The following is a 19,939-nucleotide window of genomic DNA, read 5'->3' on the forward strand; positions in this document are numbered from 1 at the left end:
CCGGGCGGAAGGGTGTGTTCCGCTCTGTGAAACGCGCGTGCCCGCTGTCGTACCCCCGTGCGAGACTCACCCCCATGCTGGGTGTGACCGATCTTCCGACCTATCTCGCCGGCGTGGCGCTGATCGTCCTGCTGCCGGGGCCGAACTCGCTGTACGTGCTGTCCGTCGCCGCCCGGCGCGGGGTGCGGACGGGGTACGCGGCCGCCGCCGGGGTCTTCACCGGCGACACGGTGCTGATGACGCTGTCCGCGCTGGGCGCGGCCTCGCTGCTCCAGACGACGCCGCTGCTGTTCGCCGCCGTCAAGTACGCGGGCGCGGGCTATCTGAGCTGGCTGGCGCTCGGCATGCTGCGACAGGCGGTGGCGATGTGGCGCTCACGGCACGACAAGGCGCAGGAGTCCGCTGCCCCCTCGCAGGACGCGGCGGGCGCGGCGGCTGAGCGCCCCTACCGGCGGGCGCTCATGCTGAGCCTGTTCAACCCGAAGGCGATCCTGTTCATGATCTCCTTCTTCGTACAGTTCGTGTCGCCCGACTACGCCTACCCCGCCCTGTCGTTCCTGGTGCTCGGCGCGCTGCTCCAGCTCGGCAGCTTCCTGTATCTGTCGACGCTCATATTCAGCGGCACCCGCCTCGCGGCCGCGTTCCGCCGCCGCAAGCGGCTCTCGGCGGGCGCGGCGTCGGCGGCGGGCGCGCTCTTCCTCGGCTTCGCGGTGAAGCTGTCCCTCAGCGGGGTGTGACGGTCCGGGGTGTGCCGGGCCGGGCCGTGGCGGGCCGGACCGTCAGCGCCCGGCGCAGCAGCGGCGTGGCCCAGCGCTCCACATAGCGGTTGAGCAGCCAGGCGAGGAGCAGCATCGCCGCGATGGTCAGGGCGAAGGTGGCCGGCGCGGGGACGTGCAGCTCGCGGTGGAGCACGCCGACCACCACCCAGCCCAGGTGCTCGTGCACCAGGTAGAACGGGTAGGTGAGGGCGCCCGCCACGGTGAGCCAGCGCCAGTTCGCCCAGTGCAGGTGGCCCAGCGCGATCGCGCCGACGAGCAGGAAGCCGAGCGTGACGATCGCGACGATCACCCACACGTGCCGGTTGGAGAAGGCCGCCGGGTTCGGCTTGTGCCACAGGCCCGCGACCGCCCAGTGCTGGCCGATGGCCCAGCTGACGGCGACGATGCCCCAGGCGGTCACGTCCCGCCGGTTGCGGTGCAGCAGGTACAGGCCCATGCCGCCGATGAAGAAGGACGCGTACTCGGGCATGAACACCGCGTCCAGGAAAGGCTGTTCGGCCGTCGAGGTGAGCGCGGCCGCCAGCGTCCAGCCCGCGCAGAACAGCACCACGCGGCGCCGGGTCGCGCCGGGCAGTACGACACACAGCGCGAACAGCGCGTAGAAACGCAGCTCGGCCCAGAGAGTCCAGCACACCCCGAGCACCCGGTGCACGCCGACCGGCATCTGGAGCATGGTCAGGTTCACCACGAACTCGCTGGGCGTGACCGTCCTGTAGACCACCCAGGGCAGCGCGAACACCGCCGTGACGATGATCAGCGCCGCCCAGTACGCCGGGTAGAGCCGCGAGACGCGGGAGGCGAAGAAGGAGCGCAGCGGGCGGCCCCAGCCGCTCATGCAGATGACGAAGCCGCTGATGACGAAGAAGATCTGCACCCCGAGGCAGCCGTAGGAGAACCACTCGTGGGCGTCCGGGAACAGCTTCTTGGGGGAGGCGCCCCAGCCCCTGCTGATGTCGCCCGAGCGGCCGCCGTAGTGGTAGAGCGCGACCATCAGGGCCGCGATCAGACGCAGTCCGTCGAGCGCGCGAAGCCGCGAGACCGGGGCCGCCACCGGCGCTTTCGCGGGCGTCGGGCGGTGCGTCGGGCGGCCGGCGGCGACGTTGGCCACCGGCAGGGTGTTGGTCACGGTTCTCCTCTGGCCCGGTTCTCCTGCGGCCCGGCGGGCCTCGGCGTCGACAGCGTAGGACCGCCGAACGCCCAAAAAGGGCCCACCGCCCGGGAGTTCCCACACCCGACGCGGCATGTTCATCTCACGCCCCGACGCGTTCTCCTGGGCGTCGATTCCAGGTGGCGGGGGCCCGTTGTCAGTGGCGGCCGATAGCGTGCGCGGACCACGAACGGCGAGGAACGGGGACCACGGGATGCAGTTCCGGATCGAACGGGGCGCGCTGGCCGACGCGGTGGCGTGGGCGGCCGGATCGCTGCCCGCGCGCTCACCGGTGCCGGTGCTCGGCGGCCTGCTCCTGACGGCGGGGGAGGGGCGGCTCGCCCTGTCGGGGTTCGACCACGAGGCGTCCGCGCACATCGAGGTCGCGGCCGGGACCGGGGCCGCCGGGCAGGTCCTCGTGCTGGGCCGCAGGCTGCTCGACATCTGCAAGGTGCTGCCGGAGGCGACGCTGACCTGCGCGATGGAGGGCTCCCGCTTCACCGTCGAGGGCGGCGGGATCAGCTTCGGCCTGTCCACCCTGCCGGTGGCGGAGTACCCGGCGCTGCCCGCGCGGCCCGCGCGGCGCGGGTCGGTGGACGCGGCGGCGTTCGCGACGGCCGTCGCCCAGGTGTCGGTCGCGGCCGGGCGCGACGAGGCGCTGCCCGTCCTGAGCGGCATCCAGCTCCGTCTGGACGGCGCCTCGATGACCCTGGCGGCCTCCGACCGCTACCGGTACGCCGTGCGCACCCTGCCGTGGCGGCCCGACCGGCCGGACCCGGAGCCGGCCCAGGTGGTGATCCCGGGCCGCAGGCTCGCCGAGCTCTCGCGCTCCCTGGCGAAGGCGGGAACGCTCACGGTGGGCCTGGACGCGCCGGTGGGGGACGGCGGTTCGGGCCGGGGCCTGATCGCCTTCGAGGGCTCCCGGGCGCGCACAACCCTGCGCCTCCTGGACGGCCGGCTGCCGCGCTACGACAAGCTCTTCGCGCTCGCGGACCCGGCCGTCGCCGTCACCGGACGCGAAGCGCTCGCCGACGCGGTCCGCCGGGTCGCGGTCGTCGCGGAGCCGAACAGCCCGGTCCGGCTCGGCTTTCGCGCCGACGGGACGGTGCTCCTCCAGGCGGGTTACGAGGACGACATCGCCGCGCAGCGCCTGCCCTGCGCGCTGACCGGCGCCGACGACCTGACCGTGGCCTTCAACCCCGCCTATCTGCTGGACGCCCTCACCTCGCTGCGGGCGCCCCGGGTCCGCTTCGAACTGTTGGGCCCCGGCCAGCGGGCCCTGCTCAGCGGCGCCCCGGCGGCGGACGGCGCGGTGGCCACGGCGGCGGACGAACACCGCCATCTGCTCATGTCCGTACGGCAGTTGGCCTGACGCCGTCCCGGTCGCGCCCCCCGCTCAGGCGCGGCGGCGGGCCAGGGTGCGGGCTCGGGTCGCGGTGCGGGTGCGGGTCAGGGCGCGGGCTCGGCGGGCGAGTCTGCGGACCGTCGCGTTGCGCGGGACGAAAGCGAGCCGCCCGGGTATCGCGCCCGGAAGGGCGAGCGCGGTCAGGCGGCGCCGCTTGAAGTAGCGCCACGTGTACGCGTTGAGCGACCCCGCGAGGTAGCGTTCGGCCGCGCCCCGCAGATCCGGGCGGATCTCGGGCTGCATCGCGTAGCCGACCGCGCTCAGGAGCTCCGGCAGGTCGACGGAGGGCGCCGGCTCCTTCTCCAGGGGCGGGACCAGCGCGTCCACGATGGTCACCGGCACCCGGTTGCTGTTCTGGTAGGGCGCGAGCCGGTCGAGAAGGAGCTCGGTGCCGACCCGGGCGGTGGGGATGCCGTAGAACGCCGACGCGGTGAGCAGGCCGGTGGAGAAGCAGCCCACCACGAGCGCGGGGGCCAGCCGCTCGTACAGCACCTCGGCGAGCAACGGGCGGCCAAGGACGGTCAGTTGGACGCCGAGCGCGTCCGCCTCACGCGCGAGTTCCCGCGTCCCGGCGGGCGGCGCCGAGGGGTGCGGCTTGAACACGATGTGCCGGTGCCCGCGCGCCGCCGCGCCCCGCAGCATCCGCAGGTGCAGCTCCTCCTCCTGCTCCGGGGTGAGGATGGACAGCGCGGAGAGGTACTGGCCGAGCAGGAGTGCCACCGGCTCGCCCCCGGCAACCGCCTCCAACTCACCCGCGGCAGCAGTCAGTTCGCTCGCCACCTTCAAAAACGCGGCCGTCGGCACCGGCTCGCACGGCACCCCGAACTCGCCGAGGAGCAGCGGAGCCAGGCCCGGCACCAGGTCGAGGTGGAGCACCCGGCGCACCCGCCCGCCGATCAGCGGGTCGAGCTTGTTGCGGGTGGGACCGTACGTCATCAGGCCGTCCGCGTAGACGGTCAGGGGCGCGTCGGGGAAGAGCTGGGCCACGGCCTGGGCCGGGTTCACCTGGATGGATTCGACGGCGAGCTCGATCCGGTCCTCGCCAAGACCCCACACTGTCCTCAACTGCCGCTCCCACAGCGGGACATCGTCAGCCCTCGGGGACCAGCCGCCGGGGTGGAAGGGCGCGATGGTGGCGTTCCAGGAGAGGACACCGTCGAAGCGCTCCCGCAGCGGCTCGAAGCCCGGCATGGTGTCCAGCGGCGCCGACGTCTCGGGCACGGGCGCGTTGTTGCTGATCAGCAGGAGCCGGCGGTCGGCCGCCGGGAAACAGCCGCTGTCGAGCGCGGCGGCCAGCGTGGCCACCCCGTACAGGGTGGACGCGGCGAAGATCTGCGTGGTGCGTACGGCGGGGGTCGTGGGCATCAGGCGGCCGCCCCCGCCGAGACGGTGACCGGGCGGCGGCGCAGCCTGCGCAGCCGGGCGGCGCGGCTGGAGTCCATGGAGTCCAGCGCGTCCCTGAGATGGTCCTGCGGCAGTCTTCTCAGGGCGTCCGCGCTCATGGCCCGCAGCTTTCTGGCCACGGCGGGTTCGAACCTTTCGATGCCGCTCATATGGTGGGAAATGATCGCGCAGTACGTCCGTACCGCTTTCGGGAGCAGATCGGCCGCATTTCGGTCCTTTGCCGTCTCTTCTATTACCTGGTCGAATGCGCGAATGAAATCGAGTTGCCGGACATCGCCGATCTGCGTGAGCGAGGAGGCGACGCCGCGCCGGTAGAAGACGCCGAGCGCGCCCGTGACGGCGAACGTCCGCGCCTCGCGGTGCAGCCGCCAGATCCACGGCCGGTCCTCCGCGGTGCGCAGGCCGTCGGTGAAGTGCAGCAGGCCCTGGTCGACGAGCCTGCGGTGGTACATCCCGGCCCACGCGAAGGCGTAGTCCACCGAGGTGGAGCGGGTGGCGGGCAGGATCGCCTCGCGCGGCGACATCACCTCGCCGCGCCGCCCGTGCGGCACCCGGTGCACCGTACGCTCCTGCCCCGTCACCTGGACGTGGTCGGTGCGTATGAAGTCGCAGCCCAACTCCTCCATGGAGGAAAGGAGTTGGGCGAAGTAGCCCGGCGCCACCCAGTCGTCGCCGTCCAGGTAGGCCAGATAGGTGCCGCGCGCCGCGTTCAGACCTGTGTTGCGCGCGGTGGCCAGACCGCCGTTGCGTTCGTGTCTGAGCAGCACCGCCCCTGGCAGCTCGCGCTCGGCGCGTTCGAGCAGCGCGATCGTGCCGTCCGACGAACAGTCGTCGACGAGCAGGAACTCGAAGTCGTCGCGGGCGTTCGCGCGCAGACTTCGCAGGGTGTCGGGTGCGTAGGCGCGCACGTTGTAGAACGGCACGATGACGGAGAGCTTGACCACGGCCGTGACGCTAGGCGCGCCGCGCGTCCTTCGTCCTGTCCGGCGGCCGGATGCCGGATGAACGACGGACGGCGAATTCGTTAACCGGCCCGTCCGTATGCACCGGGCGCCATTCGTAGTCACGCTGTTAACCCTTTGTTGCGGCCGAGTTGGGCCGCGAATCCGCCGGGCTTCCTAGTTTCTACGGCGTGCCATCACGTACACCTTCTACACCTTCACGGCTGCGGATCGCGGTCCTCGCGGATTCGGACACCCGGTGGAAATGGGGCGCGCTCACCGCGCGCCGTCTCGCCGGACAGGTGCCCGGATCCGAGGCCGACGCGTCCCGGCCCGCCGCCTGTGACCTCGACGGCTTCCTGCTGCGCGGCCGCGCCACCCCCACCTCACGCCAGCTCGCCGAGGTCGGCGCGGACGCCGGCGCCCCGGCGGAGCTGACGATGGCTCAATTCCTGGACGGGGCGGCCAAGTCGGCCATCGGACGCGCCGAGGAGCCCGCGTACGACGTGATCGTGCTCGCGCTCGTCGGCGGCGCGGCCCAGGCGGCGCTGCACGGACTCGCCGCCCGGTGGCGGGGGCGCGCGCGCCGGCCCGTGGTCGTCACCGGCTATGTCGGCGTCGTCTACGAGAAGCTGGCCGACGGCCTGCTCCTGCGGCACGGCGCGGACATCGTGCTCGCCAACTCCCGCCACGACGCGGAGCGTTTCCGTGCCGTGTACGAGGGAGTGGGCGCCGACGCCGGCGCGGTCACCGAGGCCGCGCTGCCCTTCCTCGGCGGCGCCCCCCACCGGGCCGAGCCGGGCCGCGACACCGTCGTCTTCGCCGCCCAGCCCTCCGTGCCGGAGTCCCGCGCCGACCGCCAGTACCTGCTGCGGCGCCTGGTCGCGCACGCCCGGCGCCACCCCGGGCGCGAGGTCGTACTCAAGCTCCGCTCACAGCCCGGCGAGCACACCACCCACATCGAGGAGCACCCCTTCCAAAAGCTCGCCCGCGGCATCGACCTGCCGCCCAACTTCCGCCTGGCGTACGGGAACATGGGCGAGGTCCTCGACCGCACCGACCTCCTGGTGACCGTCTCCTCGACCGCCGCCCTTGAGTCCCTGCACCGCTCGGTCCCCACCGCCGTCCTGACCGACCTCGGCGTACGCGAAAACCTCGGCAACCACCACTTCGTCGGCTCCGGCTGCCTCACCTCGTGGGACCGGCTCGACGCCGGGCACCGGCCCGCGCCCGACGCCGGCTGGCTCGCCGCCCACGGCGTCGCGCCGGGCGAGGCCCACCAGCGCGCCTTCGACGGCGTACGAGAGCGCCTGGACGCCCTGCTCACGCGCCGGAGCCTGCCGCCCATCGCGCCGTACTACACCCCGGCCACCGCGCCCGGCTATCTGCCCGGTGTCCTCGCCCGCCACCACCTCGCGCCCGACGGCACCCCGCTGCCCGGCGCGGCCCCCGCGCGCGAGCCGAAGGGGCTGCGCCGGGTGTTCAGGGACGCCGTGCGCGACGCGGCGCGCGGCGCCTACCGCCACGGCGTACAGCGGATCGCGCCCGTGATCCGCCGGATGGGAGAACTGTGATGAGTCCAGCGACGGCCACCCCGGCCACCAGGGTCCTCGCGGTGATCCCCGCGCGCGGCGGCTCCAAGGGGGTGCCCGGCAAGAACCTGGCCCCCGTCGCCGGTGTCCCGCTCGTCGTACGGGCCGTGCTGGCCTGCCGCGCCGCGCGCCACGTCACCGACGTCGCCGTCTCCACCGACGACCCGGCGATCGCCGCCGCGGCCCGCGCCGCCGGCGCCGACGTGGTCGTCCGGCCCGCCGCCATCGCGGGCGACACCGCCAGCAGCGAGGCCGCCGTCCTGCACGCCCTCGACGCCTACCCCACCACCGCCGTCGTGCTGCTCGTGCAGTGCACCAGCCCGTTCCTGGCCCGCGAGGACGTCGAGGGCGTCGCTGCCGCGGTCGTCGAGGACGGCGCCGACAGCGCGGTGACCGTCGCCCCCTTCCACGGGTTCCTGTGGCGCGAGGACGAACTCGGCGGCGGCCAGGGCATGGGCCACGACAAGGCGTTCCGGCCGCGCCGCCAGGACCGCCCCCAGGACTTCCTGGAGACCGGCGCCGCCTACGCCATGGCCGCCGAAGGTTTCCGCAAGCACCAGCACCGCTTCTTCGGCCGCACCGCGCTCGTGCGCACCGACCCCGCGCGGGTCCTGGAGATCGACGAGCCGCACGACCTGGCGCGGGCCCGCGCGCTCGCCCCCCTCATCGATCCCGCGACCACCCCCGTACTCGACGACGTCGACGCGGTCGTCCTCGACTTCGACGGCACCCAGACCGACGACAGGGTGCTCATCGACTCCGAGGGACGCGAACTCGTCGCGGTGCACCGGGGCGACGGGCTCGGCGTCGCCGCCCTGCGCCGGGCCGGCCTGAAGCTGCTCGTCCTGTCCACCGAGCAGAACCCCGTGGTCGCCGCCCGCGCCCGCAAGCTGAAGATCCCCGTCCTGCACGGCATCGACCGCAAGGACCTCGCCCTCAAGCAGTGGTGCGAGGAGCAGGGCGTCGATCCTCAGCGCGTGCTCTACGCCGGCAACGACGTCAACGACCTGCCCTGCTTCGCGCTCGCCGGCTGGCCCGTGGCCGTCGCCGACGCCCACGACTCGGTGCGCGCCGCCGCGCGCGCCGTCACCAGCGCCCCCGGCGGCGCGGGAGCCGTCCGCGAGATCGCCGCCTGGCTCCTGGGACCCGAGCTCGACCGCACCCCCTCACCCGCCCGCTCATCCACCCCGTGACCCGACCGCACCCCAGCCACACCCCACCCCGCACAGCTAAGGAAACGCCCTCATGAGCAACCGTCTGCGCACCCTCGGCAGCCGCACCGCAGGTCCGGGCCGGCCCGTGTACATCACCGGCGAGATCGGCATCAACCACAACGGTGACCTGGACAACGCGATCGCCCTGATCGACGCGGCCGCCGACGCCGGCTGCGACGCGGTCAAGTTCCAAAAGCGCACCCCGGAGATCTGCACCCCGCGCGACCAGTGGGACATCGAGCGCGACACCCCGTGGGGCCGGATGACGTACATCGACTACCGCCACCGGGTGGAGTTCGGCGAGGACGAGTACCGCGCCATCGACGCGCACTGCGAGGAGCGCGGCATCGACTGGTTCGCCTCCCCGTGGGACACCGAGGCCGTCGCCTTCCTGGAGAAGTTCGACGTGCCGGCCCACAAGGTGGCCTCCGCCTCGCTCACCGACGACGAGCTCCTGCGCGCCCTGCGGGCCACCGGACGCACCGTCATCCTCTCCACCGGCATGTCCACGCCGCAGCAGATCCGGCACGCGGTGGAAGTGCTCGGCAGCGCCAACATCCTGCTGTGCCACGCCACTTCGACCTACCCGGCCAAGGCCGAAGAGCTCAACCTGCGGGTGATCAACAGCCTGATGGCCGAGTACCCCAACGTGCCGATCGGCTACAGCGGCCACGAGACCGGCCTCCAGACCACGCTCGCCGCCGTCGCCCTCGGCGCCACCTTCGTCGAGCGCCACATCACCCTGGACCGCGCGATGTGGGGCTCCGACCAGGCCGCCTCCGTCGAGCCCGGCGGCCTGGCCCGTCTGGTCCGCGACATCCGCACCATCGAGGCGGCGCTCGGCGACGGCGTCAAGAAGGTCTACGACTCCGAGCTCGCCCCGATGAAGAAGCTGCGCCGCGTCGCCGGTGTCGTCGCCCAGGCCGAAGCGGACCAGGACGCCGAGCGGGCCGGCAGCGCCTCCGAGGACCGCGCTGCGGCCGCGGTCTGAGCGGGCCGCCCACCGTGCCCCGGGAGATGGCCGCCACCGTCGCGTTCGTGGAGAGCCCGGTCCAGCTGCTCAACGTCCTGGAGTGGGCGCACGCGCCAGGGCCGCTGCTTGACGGCGTGCCCGTGCAGCAGCGCGCCACGCAGGACCTGGCGGGCCTGACCGTCGTGGTGCTCTCGCCGACCGACCCCATGTCACGCGGCCAGCTGCGCCGGATGGCCGAACTGGCCCGTGACGCGGGCGCGACGGTGCGGTGGGAGGAGGCGCGCGGCGGACTCACGGCGCCGCTGCACACGGTGGCCGGGCTCACCCCGACGCTGCGGCGCGCGGAGCGGATCGTCATCGGTGACCCCTTCTCGCGCTACGTACAGCTGCTCCTGACCGTGGCCGGCGCCCGCGACCTGGTGGTCGTCGACGACGGCACGGCCACCATGGAGTTCGTCTCCCAACTCGCGGGCGGGGAACGCCTGGTGCGCTGGCACCGGCGCGGCAGCAGGGCCGGCGCGCGCGACCTGGTGTTCGCGCCGGTCTCCGCCGCCGCCCGGCGCCGGCTCACCCCCGGGGCGCGGCACGGCGTCGAGGTGTTCAGCGCGATGCCCATAGAGGCGCCCGACGGGGTCACCGTCACGGCCAACACCTTCGGCTGGACCCGTGCGCGCTTCGGGCCGCCGAGGCTGACCAAGGGGGCCGATCTGGTGGGGACTTCGCTGGTGGAGACCGGCGTCGTGGACCCAGGGAGCTATCTCGACGCCGTCGGCCAGCTGGCCGCCCGCCACGGGGTGACCCGCTACTTCGCCCACCGCAGGGAGTCGGCGGACAAACTGCACGCCCTGCACGGCCGCACGGGCCTCGAAATAGTCCGGCCCGATCTGCCGCTCGAACTGATAGCCCGGCGCGGGCCGGTGGGCCGTACGGTCCTCAGCTTTCCCTCCACCGTCGTCCACACCCTGCCGCTCGCGCTCGCGGGCACGGGCGTGTCCGTCGTGGTCTGCGACATCGACCCGCGCTGGCTGACCGAGCGGGCGTCCCCCCGGGCGCAGGGCTTCCTCGACGGTGTGACGGGGGCGGCGCGCAAGGCCCACGGGCTCGCGACGGTGGCGGCGTGAGCCGTGCGCGCACCGGCCCGGCTCCACGCCGAGGCTCCGGGCGGAGGCTGTGCACCGGTCCCGGGCATCGGGCAAAAGGACGAAATACAGTACCCAGGTGACGCGATCGACATGCGCCAGGTGACCAGCTTTCTTTCCCCTATGCGGCTGAACTTTTGTTGATCGCGAGCGAGTTGAGCCTCGAAAAGGCCTACCCTCAACGAGTGAACCACTTGATGTCCCGTGAGTCCGAAGCCGATCTGCCCGGCGAAGCACCGCTGCCCGGCGAGCTGAGCGAGGCCCTGTGTGCCGAACTCATCGCCTTCCGCCGGGACTTGCACATGCATCCCGAGCTGGGCAATCAGGAGTTCAGGACCACCGCCGCGATCAGAGCCCGCCTCGAAGCGGCGGGCCTTGAACCCCGCGTCCTGCCGGGCGGCACCGGGCTCACGTGTGACATCGGCACCGCGACCGGGCCGAAGGGCGGCGGCGCGGGCAAGGGCGGCGCCCCGCGCCCGATGCTCGCCCTGCGCGCGGACATCGACGCCCTGCCCATCCCCGACGCCAAGGCGGGCGTTGCCTACCGCTCCACCGTGCCCGACCGCGCGCACGCCTGCGGCCACGACGTGCACACCACCACCGTCCTCGGCGCCGGCCTGGTCCTGGCCGCCCTGCACCGCGAGGGCCGCCTCGCCGCTCCCGTACGGCTGCTCTTCCAGCCCGCCGAGGAGGTGCTGCCGGGCGGCGCCGCCGACGCCATCGTGGCGGGCGTCCTGGACGGGGTCGGCCGGATCATCGCCGTGCACTGCGACCCGCGCGTGGACGCCGGCCGGATCGGGCTGCGCACCGGCGCCATCACCTCCGCCTGCGACCGCCTGGAGGTCGCCCTGGACGGGCCCGGCGGACACACCGCCCGCCCGCACCTGACCACCGATCTGGTGACCGCCGTCGCGCGGGTCGCCGCCGACGTGCCGGCGCTGCTCGCCCGCCGCGTCGACGCCCGCGCGGGCCTCGCCCTGACCTGGGGCCGCATCGAGTCGGGCCACGCCTGCAACGTGATCCCGATGCACGCCGAGCTGGCCGGCACCGTGCGCTGCCTGGACCTCGCGGCCTGGCGCGACGCGCCCGACCTCGTACACGCCGCGATCGACGAGGTGGCCACCCTGCACGGGGCCAAATCGGAGATCAACTACGTCCGCGGGGTGCCCCCGGTCGTCAACGATCCCGCCATCACCGAGCTGCTGCACGACGCCATGACCGCCCGCCGGGGCGCCTTCTCGGTCGAGGACACGGAGCAGTCACTGGGTGGCGAGGACTTTTCGTGGTACCTGGAGCACGTACCTGGGGCGATGGCCCGGCTCGGGGTCCGTACGCCCGGCTCCCATGCCCGGCTTGACCTCCATCGGGGTGATTTCGACGCGGACGAAGCCGCGATCAAGGTCGGGGTGGAGCTCTTCACCGCCGCCGCGCTGCTGGATGGCAACCGCTCGTAACCGGACACTTCATCCCCTGTTCGCGACGATCCGATAACGGCTTCCGAACAGGGCTTTACGCGACATCTACGCGCGTTACGATCCGACGCGAAACCAGCGCCGGTAGGGGCGCCTCGGTTCAGGTTTGAAGGGACCTCCTCTTGCGCCGGGTATCCAAGATCGCTGCGGCGGGTGTCGCCACCGCCGCGCTCGCGCTTTCCGCCACCGCCTGTGGCTCCACGTCCTCCCAGAAGGACTCGGGCACGTCCTCGTCGTCCTCCACGGGCGGCAAGGGCGTCAAGATCGGTGTCGCGTACGACGTCGGCGGCCGTGGCGACCACTCGTTCAACGACTCCGCCGCGCGCGGCATCGACAAGGCCAAGTCCGAGTTCGGCGGCTCCGTCAAGGAGCTGACCGCCAAGACGACCGACACCGAGGCGGACCGCGAGCAGCGGCTCACCGACCTGGCGGGCGCGGGCTACAACCCGGTCATCGGCATCGGCTACGCGTACGCGACGTCGATGAAGAAGGTGGCGGACAAGTACCCGAACACCACCTTCGGCATCGTCGACTCCGTCGTCGAGGGCCCCAAGAACATCGACAACATCGTCTTCACCGAGGAGCAGGGCTCCTACCTCGCGGGTGTCGCCGCGGCGCTGAAGTCCAAGACGGGCCACGTCGGCTTCATCGGCGGTGTGGACGTCCCCCTGATCAAGAAGTTCGAGGCGGGCTTCAACCAGGGCGTCAAGGACACCAAGCCGGACGTCAAGATCGACAACCAGTACCTGTCGCACGGCTCGGACACCTCCGGCTTCGCCAGCCCCGACAAGGGCAAGGAAGCCGCGCAGGGCATGCTGGACAACGGCGCCGACGTGATCTACACGGCGGCCGGCTCCTCCGGCACCGGCGCGATCGAGGCCGTCGCGGGCAAGAAGGGGGCCTGGGCGATCGGTGTCGACTCCGACCAGTACCAGCAGGCCTCGCTGTCCAAGTACAAGGACTCGATCCTGACCTCGGTCGTCAAGAACGTCGACATCGGCGTCTACGACCTGATCAAGTCGATCAAGGACGGCAAGCCGCTGGTCGGCACCAACAGCTACCCGCTGGCCAAGGGCGGCGTCTCGCTCGCCACGAGCGGTGGCTTCATCGACGACCTGAAGCCGCAGCTCGACGCGGCCCAGAAGAAGATCGTCGACGGCACCATCAAGGTCAAGACCACCCCGTGATCCGTGGCGGTCGCTGACCGCCCCGTCACGAACCGGCCCGGTGGGCAGGGACCGCCCTGCCCACCGGGCCGTAACGAAGTGTCAACTCTACGCGCGTAGGCCGGAGTTGGCGCGCCGTGAGTGTGCTGAACTACTACGCCGGGACCCGGCGTGGCACACCAGTACGCTTCCCGGCTTCCCCGGAAGCTCCCCGCCCCCCTGCTCCTGCCCACGAGGAGAGTGCGCCATCAACGCGTCCAGCCCTCCCGCCGTCGAACTGCGCGGCATCACCAAACGATTCCCCGGTGTCGTCGCCAACAAGGACATCGACATCACCGTCCGCAAGGGCACCGTGCACGCCCTGTGCGGTGAGAACGGCGCCGGCAAGTCGACCCTGATGAAGATCCTCTACGGCATGCAGAAGCCGGACGAGGGCACCATCACCATCGACGGCACCCAGGCCTCCTTCGCCGGCCCGGCGGACGCCATCGCGCTCGGCATCGGCATGGTCCACCAGCACTTCATGCTGGCCGACAACCTGACCGTCCTGGAGAACGTCGTCCTCGGCGGCGAGAAGCTGTACGGCATCGGCGCCAGGGCCCGCAACAAGATCAAGGAGATCTCGGACGCGTACGGCCTCGGCGTGCGACCCGACGCCCTGGTCGAGGACCTGGGCGTGGCCGACCGCCAGCGCGTGGAGATCCTGAAGGTCCTCTACCGCGGCGCCCGCACCCTCATCCTCGACGAGCCGACCGCGGTCCTCGTCCCGCAGGAGGTCGAAGCCCTCTTCGACAACCTGCGCGAGCTCAAGGCCGAGGGCCTGACCGTCATCTTCATCTCGCACAAGCTCGGCGAGGTGCTGTCGGTCGCCGACGAGATCACGGTGATCCGGCGCGGCACCACGGTCGGCACCGCCGACCCCCGCACGACCACCACCAAGCAGCTGGCCGAGCTCATGGTGGGCAGCGAGCTGCCCTCGCCCGAGACCCGCGAGTCGACGGTCACCACGGTGCCCATGCTCCAGGTCAGCGACCTGCGCCTGGCGGCCACCGACCCCGACGGCGTGGTGCGCGAGGTGCTGTCCTCGGTCTCCTTCACCATCCACAAGGGCGAAGTGCTCGGCATCGCGGGCGTCGAGGGCAACGGCCAGGCCGAACTGGTCGAGGCCATCATGGGCATGCGCCTGCCCGACGGCGGCGTCATCACCCTGGACACCGCCGACATCTCGACCGCCCCCACGCGCAAGCGCCGCGAGGGCGGCATCGGCTACATCCCCGAGGACCGCCACCGCCACGGCCTGCTCCTGGAAGCGCCGCTGTGGGAGAACCGCATCCTCGGCCACGTCACCGAGAAGCCCAACTCCAGGGGCGCCCTCCTCGACAACGGGGCCGCCCGCAAGGACACCGAGCGGATCGTGCGCGAGTACGACGTGCGCACCCCCGGCATCGAGGTCACCGCGGCGTCCCTCTCCGGCGGCAACCAGCAGAAGCTGATCGTCGGCCGCGAGATGAGCCACAACCCCAAGCTGCTGATCGCCGCGCACCCCACCCGGGGCGTGGACGTCGGCGCCCAGGCGCAGATCTGGGACCAGATCCGCGAGGCCCGCCGTGAAGGCCTCGCCGTCCTGCTGATCTCCGCCGACCTGGACGAGCTGATCGGCCTGTCCGACACCCTGCGGGTGATGTACCGGGGCCGTCTGGTCGCCGACGCCGACCCCGCCACGATCACCCCCGAGGAACTGGGCTCCGCCATGACCGGTGCCGCCAGCGGCCACCTGGAGCACCAGCACAACACTGGGGGAGAGGACCGATGAAGAAGCTCACCTCCCGCATCGACAAGGAGAAGCTGCTCCTCGCGATCGCGGCCCCGCTGCTCGCTCTCGTCGCGGCCCTTGTCGTCACCGCCCTGATCATCCTCGCCACCGGCAGGAACCCGTTCCCGGCCTTCAACGACATGCTGTCGTACGGCTCGGCGAGCGACAGCCAGGTCTACATCCTCAACAAGGCGACGACGTACTACCTCGCGGGCATCGCGGTGGCCATCGGCTTCCGGATGAACCTCTTCAACATCGGTGTCGACGGCCAGTACCGCCTCGCGGCCTTCCTCGCCGCCGTGGTCGGCGGCGCGCTGAACCTGCCCGGCATCGTGCAGATCCCGGTCATCATCGTCGTCGCCATGCTGGTCGGCGCGATGTGGTCGGCGGTCGCGGGCGTCCTGAAGGTCACCCGGGGCGTCAGCGAGGTCATCTCGACCATCATGCTGAACGCCATCGCGACCGCGATCATCGCCTATCTGCTCCAGCCCGACCGGCTCGGCCAGCTCGACCAGGCCGGCACCCTGGTCTCCACCAAGCCGCTGCCCAGCTCCTCGTGGTTCTTCACCCTGGACATGGGCCCGGCCGGACAGCTGTGGGGCTTCATCGTCGTCGCGGTCCTGGTCGGCGTGGCGTACTGGTTCACCCTCGGCCGCACCCGCTTCGGGTTCGACCTGCGGGCCGTGGGCCAGTCCGAGTCGGCCGCCGCCGCCAGCGGCGCCGACGTCAAGAAGATGATCGTCACCAGCATGATCATCTCGGGCGCCGTGGCCGGTCTCGTCGGCATGCCGACGCTGCTCAACGACAGCCACCAGTTCGACAACAGCTTCCCGCTCGGCCTCGGCTTCACGGGCATCGCCATCGCCCTGCTCGGCCGCAACCACCCGGTGGGCGTCGCGCTCGCCGCCCTGCTCTGGGGCTACCTGGAGCGCACCACAGGACACTTCGAAGTGATCGGCTACGACAAGGAGATCCTCGGCGTGATCCAGGGCGTCATCGTCCTGTGCGTCGTGATCGCCTATGAACTCGTCCGCCGTTACGGCCTCAAGCGCCAGCAGCAGCGCGTCGGCGCCGAGCTCGCGGCCCAGGCCGCCAAGACCGAGACGGAGGTGACGGCATGAGCGTCACGACCGACACGACCACGACCCCACCGCCTCCGGCCGGGGTCAAGCGGGGCAACGCCACGCGCAAGTTCTCCCTCGCGCAAGTCCTGATGATCATCGCGGGCGCGCTGATCCTCGTCTCCGCCGTACGCGTCATCACCGGCGCCGACCAGCTCACCAGCGAGGGCCAGATCAGCGCCGCGCTCGGGCTCGCCGTGCCGATCGGGCTCGCGGGCCTGGCCGGTCTGTGGTCCGAGCGGGCCGGCGTGGTCAACATCGGCCTCGAAGGCATGATGATCCTCGGCACCTTCGGCGCCGGCTGGGTCGGCTGGCAGTCCAGCCCCTGGCTCGGCCTGCTCGCCGGCGTCGGCTTCGGCGTCCTCGGCGGCCTGATCCACGCGATCGCCACCATCACCTTCGGCGTCGACCACATCGTCTCCGGCGTCGCGGTCAACCTGCTCGCGCTGGGCGTCACGCAGTACCTCGCCAAGCTGTTCTTCAACGGCGGCGAGGCCCAGGTCAAGGGCGGCAACCCCAAGCAGTCGCCGCCCGCCGACCCCCTGCCCAGCTTCAGCGTCCCGGGCCTGTCCTCCGGCCTGGAATCGATCCAGAACCACCACTGGTTCCTGGTCTCCGACCTCGCCGGCATCATCGGCGGCCTGGTCACCGAGGTCTCCTGGGTCACCGTCATCGCCGTCGCGCTGTTCGTCGGCACCTGGTGGCTGCTGTGGAAGACGGCCTTCGGGCTGCGCCTGCGCTCCTGCGGCGAGAACCCGATCGCGGCCGAATCCCTCGGCGTGAACGTGTACTCCTACAAGTACGCGGCGGTCGCGGTCTCCGGCGGCCTCGCCGGTCTCGGCGGCGCCTTCCTCGCCCTGGTCACCTCGCACATCTACCTGGAGAACCAGACCGGCGGCCGCGGCTACATCGGCCTCGCCGCGATGATCTTCGGCAACTGGCGGCCGGGCGGACTCGCCATGGGCGCGGGCCTGTTCGGCTTCTCCGACGCGCTCCAGCTGCGCAACGGCGGCACCACCGTGCACGCCCTGCTGCTCCTGCTCGTCGTGCTGCTCGCGGCGCTCGCGGGCTGGAAGGCGTACAAGAAGGCCATGGTCCAGGCCGCGATCAGCGCGGTGATGGCCGTGCTCATCCTGGTCTGGTACCTGGTCACCGACGACGTGCCCGGCGACTTCGTCGGCGCGACGCCCTACGTGGTGACGCTGCTCGTCCTCTCGCTCTCCGCCCAGCGCCTGCGGATGCCCAAGGCGGACGGCATGCGCTACCGGAAGGGCCAGGGCAAGTGACGCCGACGCCCGACTGGGAGGCCCTGCGCACGGCCGCGCGCGAGGCCATGTCCCGCGCCTACGCGCCGTACTCGGGCTACCCGGTCGGCGCGGCGGCCCTCGTGGACGACGGCCGCACGGTCACCGGCTGCAACGTCGAGAACGCCTCGTACGGCATCGGCCTGTGCGCCGAGTGCGGGCTCGTCTCGGCGCTCCAGCTCTCCGGCGGCGGCCGCCTGACGCACTTCACCTGCGTCGACGGCCAGGGCGACGTGCTGGTGCCGTGCGGCCGCTGCCGTCAGCTGCTCTTCGAATTCGGCGGCCCGGACCTCCTGTTGGAGACCCCGAAGGGTGTGCTCACCCTGGCGGACATGCTCCCCCAGGCCTTCGGCCCCGACCATCTGAAGTAACCCACCGGCCCCCGCACCGCCCGTGCGGGGGCCGCCCTTTCAACTCCCCTCTATGCGCGTAGAGTCGCGTACGTACCAACGTGCACGTGCACCAAGCCGGAAGGAATGCCATGGACGTCATCTCCGTCATCCGCACCAAGCGAGACCGGGGCGAGCTGTCTCCCGAGCAGATCGACTGGGTCATCGACGCGTACACGCGCGGTGTGGTCGCCGATGAGCAGATGTCCGCCCTGGCCATGGCGATCCTCCTCAACGGCATGAACCGCAAGGAGATCGCCCGCTGGACGGCGGCCATGATCGCCTCCGGCGAGCGCATGAACTTCGACTCCCTTACGCGCCCGACCGCCGACAAGCACTCCACCGGCGGCGTCGGCGACAAGATCACCCTGCCGCTCGCCCCGCTGGTCGCCGCGTGCGGCGCGGCCGTGCCGCAGCTCTCGGGCCGGGGTCTTGGCCACACCGGCGGGACCCTGGACAAGCTGGAGTCCATCCCCGGCTGGCGCGCGCTGCTCTCCAACGAGGAGATGCTGAACGTCCTGGACACCACCGGCGCGGTCATCTGCGCGGCGGGCGACGGCCTGGCCCCCGCCGACAAGAAGCTGTACGCGCTGCGCGACGTGACCGGCACGGTGGAAGCGATCCCCCTGATCGCCTCCTCGATCATGTCGAAGAAGATCGCCGAGGGCACTGGCTCCCTCGTCCTGGACGTGAAGGTCGGCACCGGCGCGTTCATGAAGACCATCGAGGACGCGCGTGAACTCGCCTCCACCATGGTCGCGTTGGGCACGGACAGCGGCGTCAAGACGGTGGCCCTGCTCACCGACATGTCCACCCCGCTCGGCCTCACGGCGGGCAACGCCCTCGAAGTCCGGGAATCCGTCGAGGTGTTGGCGGGCGGCGGCCCCTCCGACGTCGTCGAGCTCACCATCGCGCTGGCCCGCGAGATGCTGGACGCGGCGGGCATCAAGGACGCCGACCCCGCCAAGGCCCTCGCGGACGGCTCCGCGATGGACGTGTGGCGCCGGATGATCGCGGCGCAGGGCGGCGACCCGGATGCGGCGCTCCCCGTCGCCCGCGAGCAGCACGTCGTGACCGCGCCGTCCTCGGGCGTCCTGACCCGCCTGGACGCGTACGACATCGGCGTCGCCGCCTGGCGCCTCGGCGCGGGCCGCGCCCGCAAGGAGGACCCGGTGCAGGCGGGCGCGGGCGTCGAGCTCCACGCCAAGCCCGGCGACACGGTGACCGCGGGCCAGCCCCTGCTGACCCTGCACACGGACACGCCGGAGAAGTTCGAGTACGCGCTGAGTTCCCTGGAGGGCTCGTACGACGTGGCCCCGGCGGGAACGGCGTTCTCGGCGACGCCGATCGTGCGGGAACGTATCGCCTGACCTGGGGTTTTGGGCGACGCCCTCGTATGGGTGAACGGGACCGGTGGACCTGTGCCGGTCCCGTTCGGCATGCTGGACTGCGGGACAGAACCGACGTAGGGAGACCGCCGTGGGCGCACTCACCGTCGACTACGACCCCGGACAGGGCTGGGACGATCTGGTCCGTCTGTGGGGGGAGTCGAACTGGCCAGAGGGCTGCAAGGTGGAGATCATCGAGGGGATCGTCACCGTGTCACCAGCTCCGGCGAACCGGCACAACAGCATTGCGGCCAGGGTCCACCGCGCTCTCCTCGGCGTCATCCCCGAGGACTGGAACCCGCACCAGACGCTGGGGGTGGCCATTCCTTCCCGGCTCGGTCTGTACATCCCCGACCTGGTCGTGGTGCCGGACGCGGTGGTCGACGCGGAGCCGGGCAGCTTCGTGCCGGCGGCCGCGGCCGAGCTGGTCGTGGAGGTCACCTCGAAGGCGAACGCCGTCCACGACCGTGTGACGAAAGCGGCGGGCTATGCCGTGGCGGGAGTTCCGCTCTATCTCCTCATTGACCGTTGGGCTCCGGCCGGTCCCACGACGATTCTTTACGGTGACCCGAAGGGCGGTGTCTACCGGGTTCTCCAGACGGCCAAGTTCGGTGAGGTCATTCAGCTCCCCGAGCCGTTCGCGCTCGCTCTGGACACCGGGGTGTTTCCCCTCGACTAGGCGGGACGGGCCG

17 protein-coding genes are annotated in these 19,939 nt (G+C 71.8%); 14 read left to right on the plus strand and 3 right to left on the minus strand.

What is annotated here, in order from left to right:
- Positions 1–74 precede the first annotated feature (74 nt).
- The gene (gene leuE, locus ACFYM2_RS27875; protein WP_359003592.1) at positions 75–737 is read left to right on the plus strand and encodes a leucine efflux protein LeuE; all 663 of its coding nucleotides are present in this window, start codon (positions 75–77) and stop codon (positions 735–737) included.
- Here the strand turns inward: leuE and ACFYM2_RS27880 are convergent.
- A complete protein-coding gene (locus tag ACFYM2_RS27880; RefSeq protein WP_388840010.1) occupies positions 724–1,905 on the minus strand; it encodes an acyltransferase family protein in 1,182 nt (393 codons plus the stop codon). The two genes, leuE and ACFYM2_RS27880, sit on opposite strands and share 14 nt — an antisense overlap.
- 235 nt (positions 1,906–2,140) lie before the next feature.
- On the opposite strand from ACFYM2_RS27880, the gene dnaN reads away from it, so the two are divergent.
- Complete coding sequence (gene dnaN, locus ACFYM2_RS27885; protein WP_359003589.1) at positions 2,141–3,298, plus strand: DNA polymerase III subunit beta; 1,158 nt, start codon at positions 2,141–2,143, stop codon at positions 3,296–3,298.
- Positions 3,299–3,322: 24 nt separating this feature from the next.
- On the opposite strand, the gene ACFYM2_RS27890 is transcribed toward dnaN, so the two are convergent.
- Both ACFYM2_RS27890 and ACFYM2_RS27895 read right to left on the minus strand, forming a co-directional pair.
- Positions 3,323–4,696: an alpha-2,8-polysialyltransferase family protein gene (locus tag ACFYM2_RS27890; protein WP_388840013.1), complete on the minus strand. Its 1,374-nt coding sequence runs from the start codon at positions 4,694–4,696 to the stop codon at positions 3,323–3,325.
- Entirely contained in the window at positions 4,696–5,679 is a 984-nt protein-coding gene (locus tag ACFYM2_RS27895; RefSeq protein WP_388840016.1) for a glycosyltransferase family 2 protein, read from the minus strand. The genes ACFYM2_RS27890 and ACFYM2_RS27895 overlap by 1 nt, the downstream gene beginning before the upstream one ends.
- Positions 5,680–5,867: 188 nt before the next feature.
- On the opposite strand from ACFYM2_RS27895, the gene ACFYM2_RS27900 reads away from it, so the two are divergent.
- The 12 genes from ACFYM2_RS27900 to ACFYM2_RS27955 all read left to right on the plus strand — a co-directional run bounded on the left by ACFYM2_RS27900 (position 5,868) and on the right by ACFYM2_RS27955 (position 19,926).
- Positions 5,868–7,250 carry a DUF6716 putative glycosyltransferase gene (locus ACFYM2_RS27900; protein WP_388840019.1) on the plus strand — a complete coding sequence of 461 codons (1,383 nt, stop codon included), beginning with the start codon at positions 5,868–5,870 and terminating at the stop codon, positions 7,248–7,250.
- Positions 7,250–8,461 (plus strand): acylneuraminate cytidylyltransferase, encoded by a 1,212-nt coding sequence (locus ACFYM2_RS27905; protein ID WP_359003579.1) that lies wholly within the window; start codon positions 7,250–7,252, stop codon positions 8,459–8,461. The genes ACFYM2_RS27900 and ACFYM2_RS27905 overlap by 1 nt, the downstream gene beginning before the upstream one ends.
- Before the next feature lie 52 nt (positions 8,462–8,513).
- Positions 8,514–9,473 carry an N-acetylneuraminate synthase family protein gene (locus ACFYM2_RS27910; protein WP_388840023.1) on the plus strand — a complete coding sequence of 320 codons (960 nt, stop codon included), beginning with the start codon at positions 8,514–8,516 and terminating at the stop codon, positions 9,471–9,473.
- Positions 9,474–9,499: 26 nt separating this feature from the next.
- Positions 9,500–10,576 carry a hypothetical protein gene (locus ACFYM2_RS27915; RefSeq protein ID WP_359003573.1) on the plus strand — a complete coding sequence of 359 codons (1,077 nt, stop codon included), beginning with the start codon at positions 9,500–9,502 and terminating at the stop codon, positions 10,574–10,576.
- Between the two features lie 215 nt (positions 10,577–10,791).
- Positions 10,792–12,048 (plus strand): amidohydrolase, encoded by a 1,257-nt coding sequence (locus ACFYM2_RS27920; protein ID WP_388840100.1) that lies wholly within the window; start codon positions 10,792–10,794, stop codon positions 12,046–12,048.
- A 140-nt stretch (positions 12,049–12,188) separates the two neighbouring features.
- Positions 12,189–13,253: a BMP family ABC transporter substrate-binding protein gene (locus tag ACFYM2_RS27925; protein ID WP_359003570.1), complete on the plus strand. Its 1,065-nt coding sequence runs from the start codon at positions 12,189–12,191 to the stop codon at positions 13,251–13,253.
- Positions 13,254–13,509: 256 nt separating this feature from the next.
- The gene (locus ACFYM2_RS27930) at positions 13,510–15,045 is read left to right on the plus strand and encodes an ABC transporter ATP-binding protein (RefSeq protein ID WP_359003657.1); all 1,536 of its coding nucleotides are present in this window, start codon (positions 13,510–13,512) and stop codon (positions 15,043–15,045) included.
- On the plus strand, positions 15,042–16,166 hold the full coding sequence (locus ACFYM2_RS27935) for an ABC transporter permease (protein ID WP_350232281.1): 1,125 nt from the start codon (positions 15,042–15,044) through the stop codon (positions 16,164–16,166). Before ACFYM2_RS27930 ends, ACFYM2_RS27935 begins: the two co-directional genes overlap by 4 nt.
- On the plus strand, positions 16,163–17,452 hold the full coding sequence (locus ACFYM2_RS27940) for an ABC transporter permease (RefSeq protein ID WP_359003564.1): 1,290 nt from the start codon (positions 16,163–16,165) through the stop codon (positions 17,450–17,452). Before ACFYM2_RS27935 ends, ACFYM2_RS27940 begins: the two co-directional genes overlap by 4 nt.
- Positions 17,449–17,841 carry a cytidine deaminase gene (locus ACFYM2_RS27945; RefSeq protein WP_388840027.1) on the plus strand — a complete coding sequence of 131 codons (393 nt, stop codon included), beginning with the start codon at positions 17,449–17,451 and terminating at the stop codon, positions 17,839–17,841. Before ACFYM2_RS27940 ends, ACFYM2_RS27945 begins: the two co-directional genes overlap by 4 nt.
- A gap of 110 nt (positions 17,842–17,951) precedes the next feature.
- Positions 17,952–19,229: a thymidine phosphorylase gene (locus ACFYM2_RS27950; protein ID WP_388460087.1), complete on the plus strand. Its 1,278-nt coding sequence runs from the start codon at positions 17,952–17,954 to the stop codon at positions 19,227–19,229.
- Between the two features lie 109 nt (positions 19,230–19,338).
- Positions 19,339–19,926 carry a Uma2 family endonuclease gene (locus ACFYM2_RS27955; RefSeq protein ID WP_388840030.1) on the plus strand — a complete coding sequence of 196 codons (588 nt, stop codon included), beginning with the start codon at positions 19,339–19,341 and terminating at the stop codon, positions 19,924–19,926.
- Positions 19,927–19,939 lie beyond the last annotated feature (13 nt).

This window comes from Streptomyces sp. NPDC006711 (assembly GCF_042869775.1).
GTDB lineage: Bacteria > Actinomycetota > Actinomycetes > Streptomycetales > Streptomycetaceae > Streptomyces.

What these genes read in the sequence shown, in the direction of transcription:
- ACFYM2_RS27920 (WP_388840100.1), top strand. Translation starts at nt 10,792, where the DNA reads ATGTCCCGTGAGTCCGAAGCCGATCTGCCCGGCGAAGCACCGCTGCCC.
- ACFYM2_RS27890 (WP_388840013.1), bottom strand. Translation starts at nt 4,696, where the DNA reads ATGCCCACGACCCCCGCCGTACGCACCACGCAGATCTTCGCCGCGTCC.
- ACFYM2_RS27905 (WP_359003579.1), top strand. Translation starts at nt 7,250, where the DNA reads ATGAGTCCAGCGACGGCCACCCCGGCCACCAGGGTCCTCGCGGTGATC.
- ACFYM2_RS27940 (WP_359003564.1), top strand. Translation starts at nt 16,163, where the DNA reads ATGAGCGTCACGACCGACACGACCACGACCCCACCGCCTCCGGCCGGG.
- dnaN (WP_359003589.1), top strand. Translation starts at nt 2,141, where the DNA reads ATGCAGTTCCGGATCGAACGGGGCGCGCTGGCCGACGCGGTGGCGTGG.
- ACFYM2_RS27910 (WP_388840023.1), top strand. Translation starts at nt 8,514, where the DNA reads ATGAGCAACCGTCTGCGCACCCTCGGCAGCCGCACCGCAGGTCCGGGC.
- ACFYM2_RS27915 (WP_359003573.1), top strand. Translation starts at nt 9,500, where the DNA reads ATGGCCGCCACCGTCGCGTTCGTGGAGAGCCCGGTCCAGCTGCTCAAC.
- ACFYM2_RS27950 (WP_388460087.1), top strand. Translation starts at nt 17,952, where the DNA reads ATGGACGTCATCTCCGTCATCCGCACCAAGCGAGACCGGGGCGAGCTG.
- ACFYM2_RS27935 (WP_350232281.1), top strand. Translation starts at nt 15,042, where the DNA reads ATGAAGAAGCTCACCTCCCGCATCGACAAGGAGAAGCTGCTCCTCGCG.
- leuE (WP_359003592.1), top strand. Translation starts at nt 75, where the DNA reads ATGCTGGGTGTGACCGATCTTCCGACCTATCTCGCCGGCGTGGCGCTG.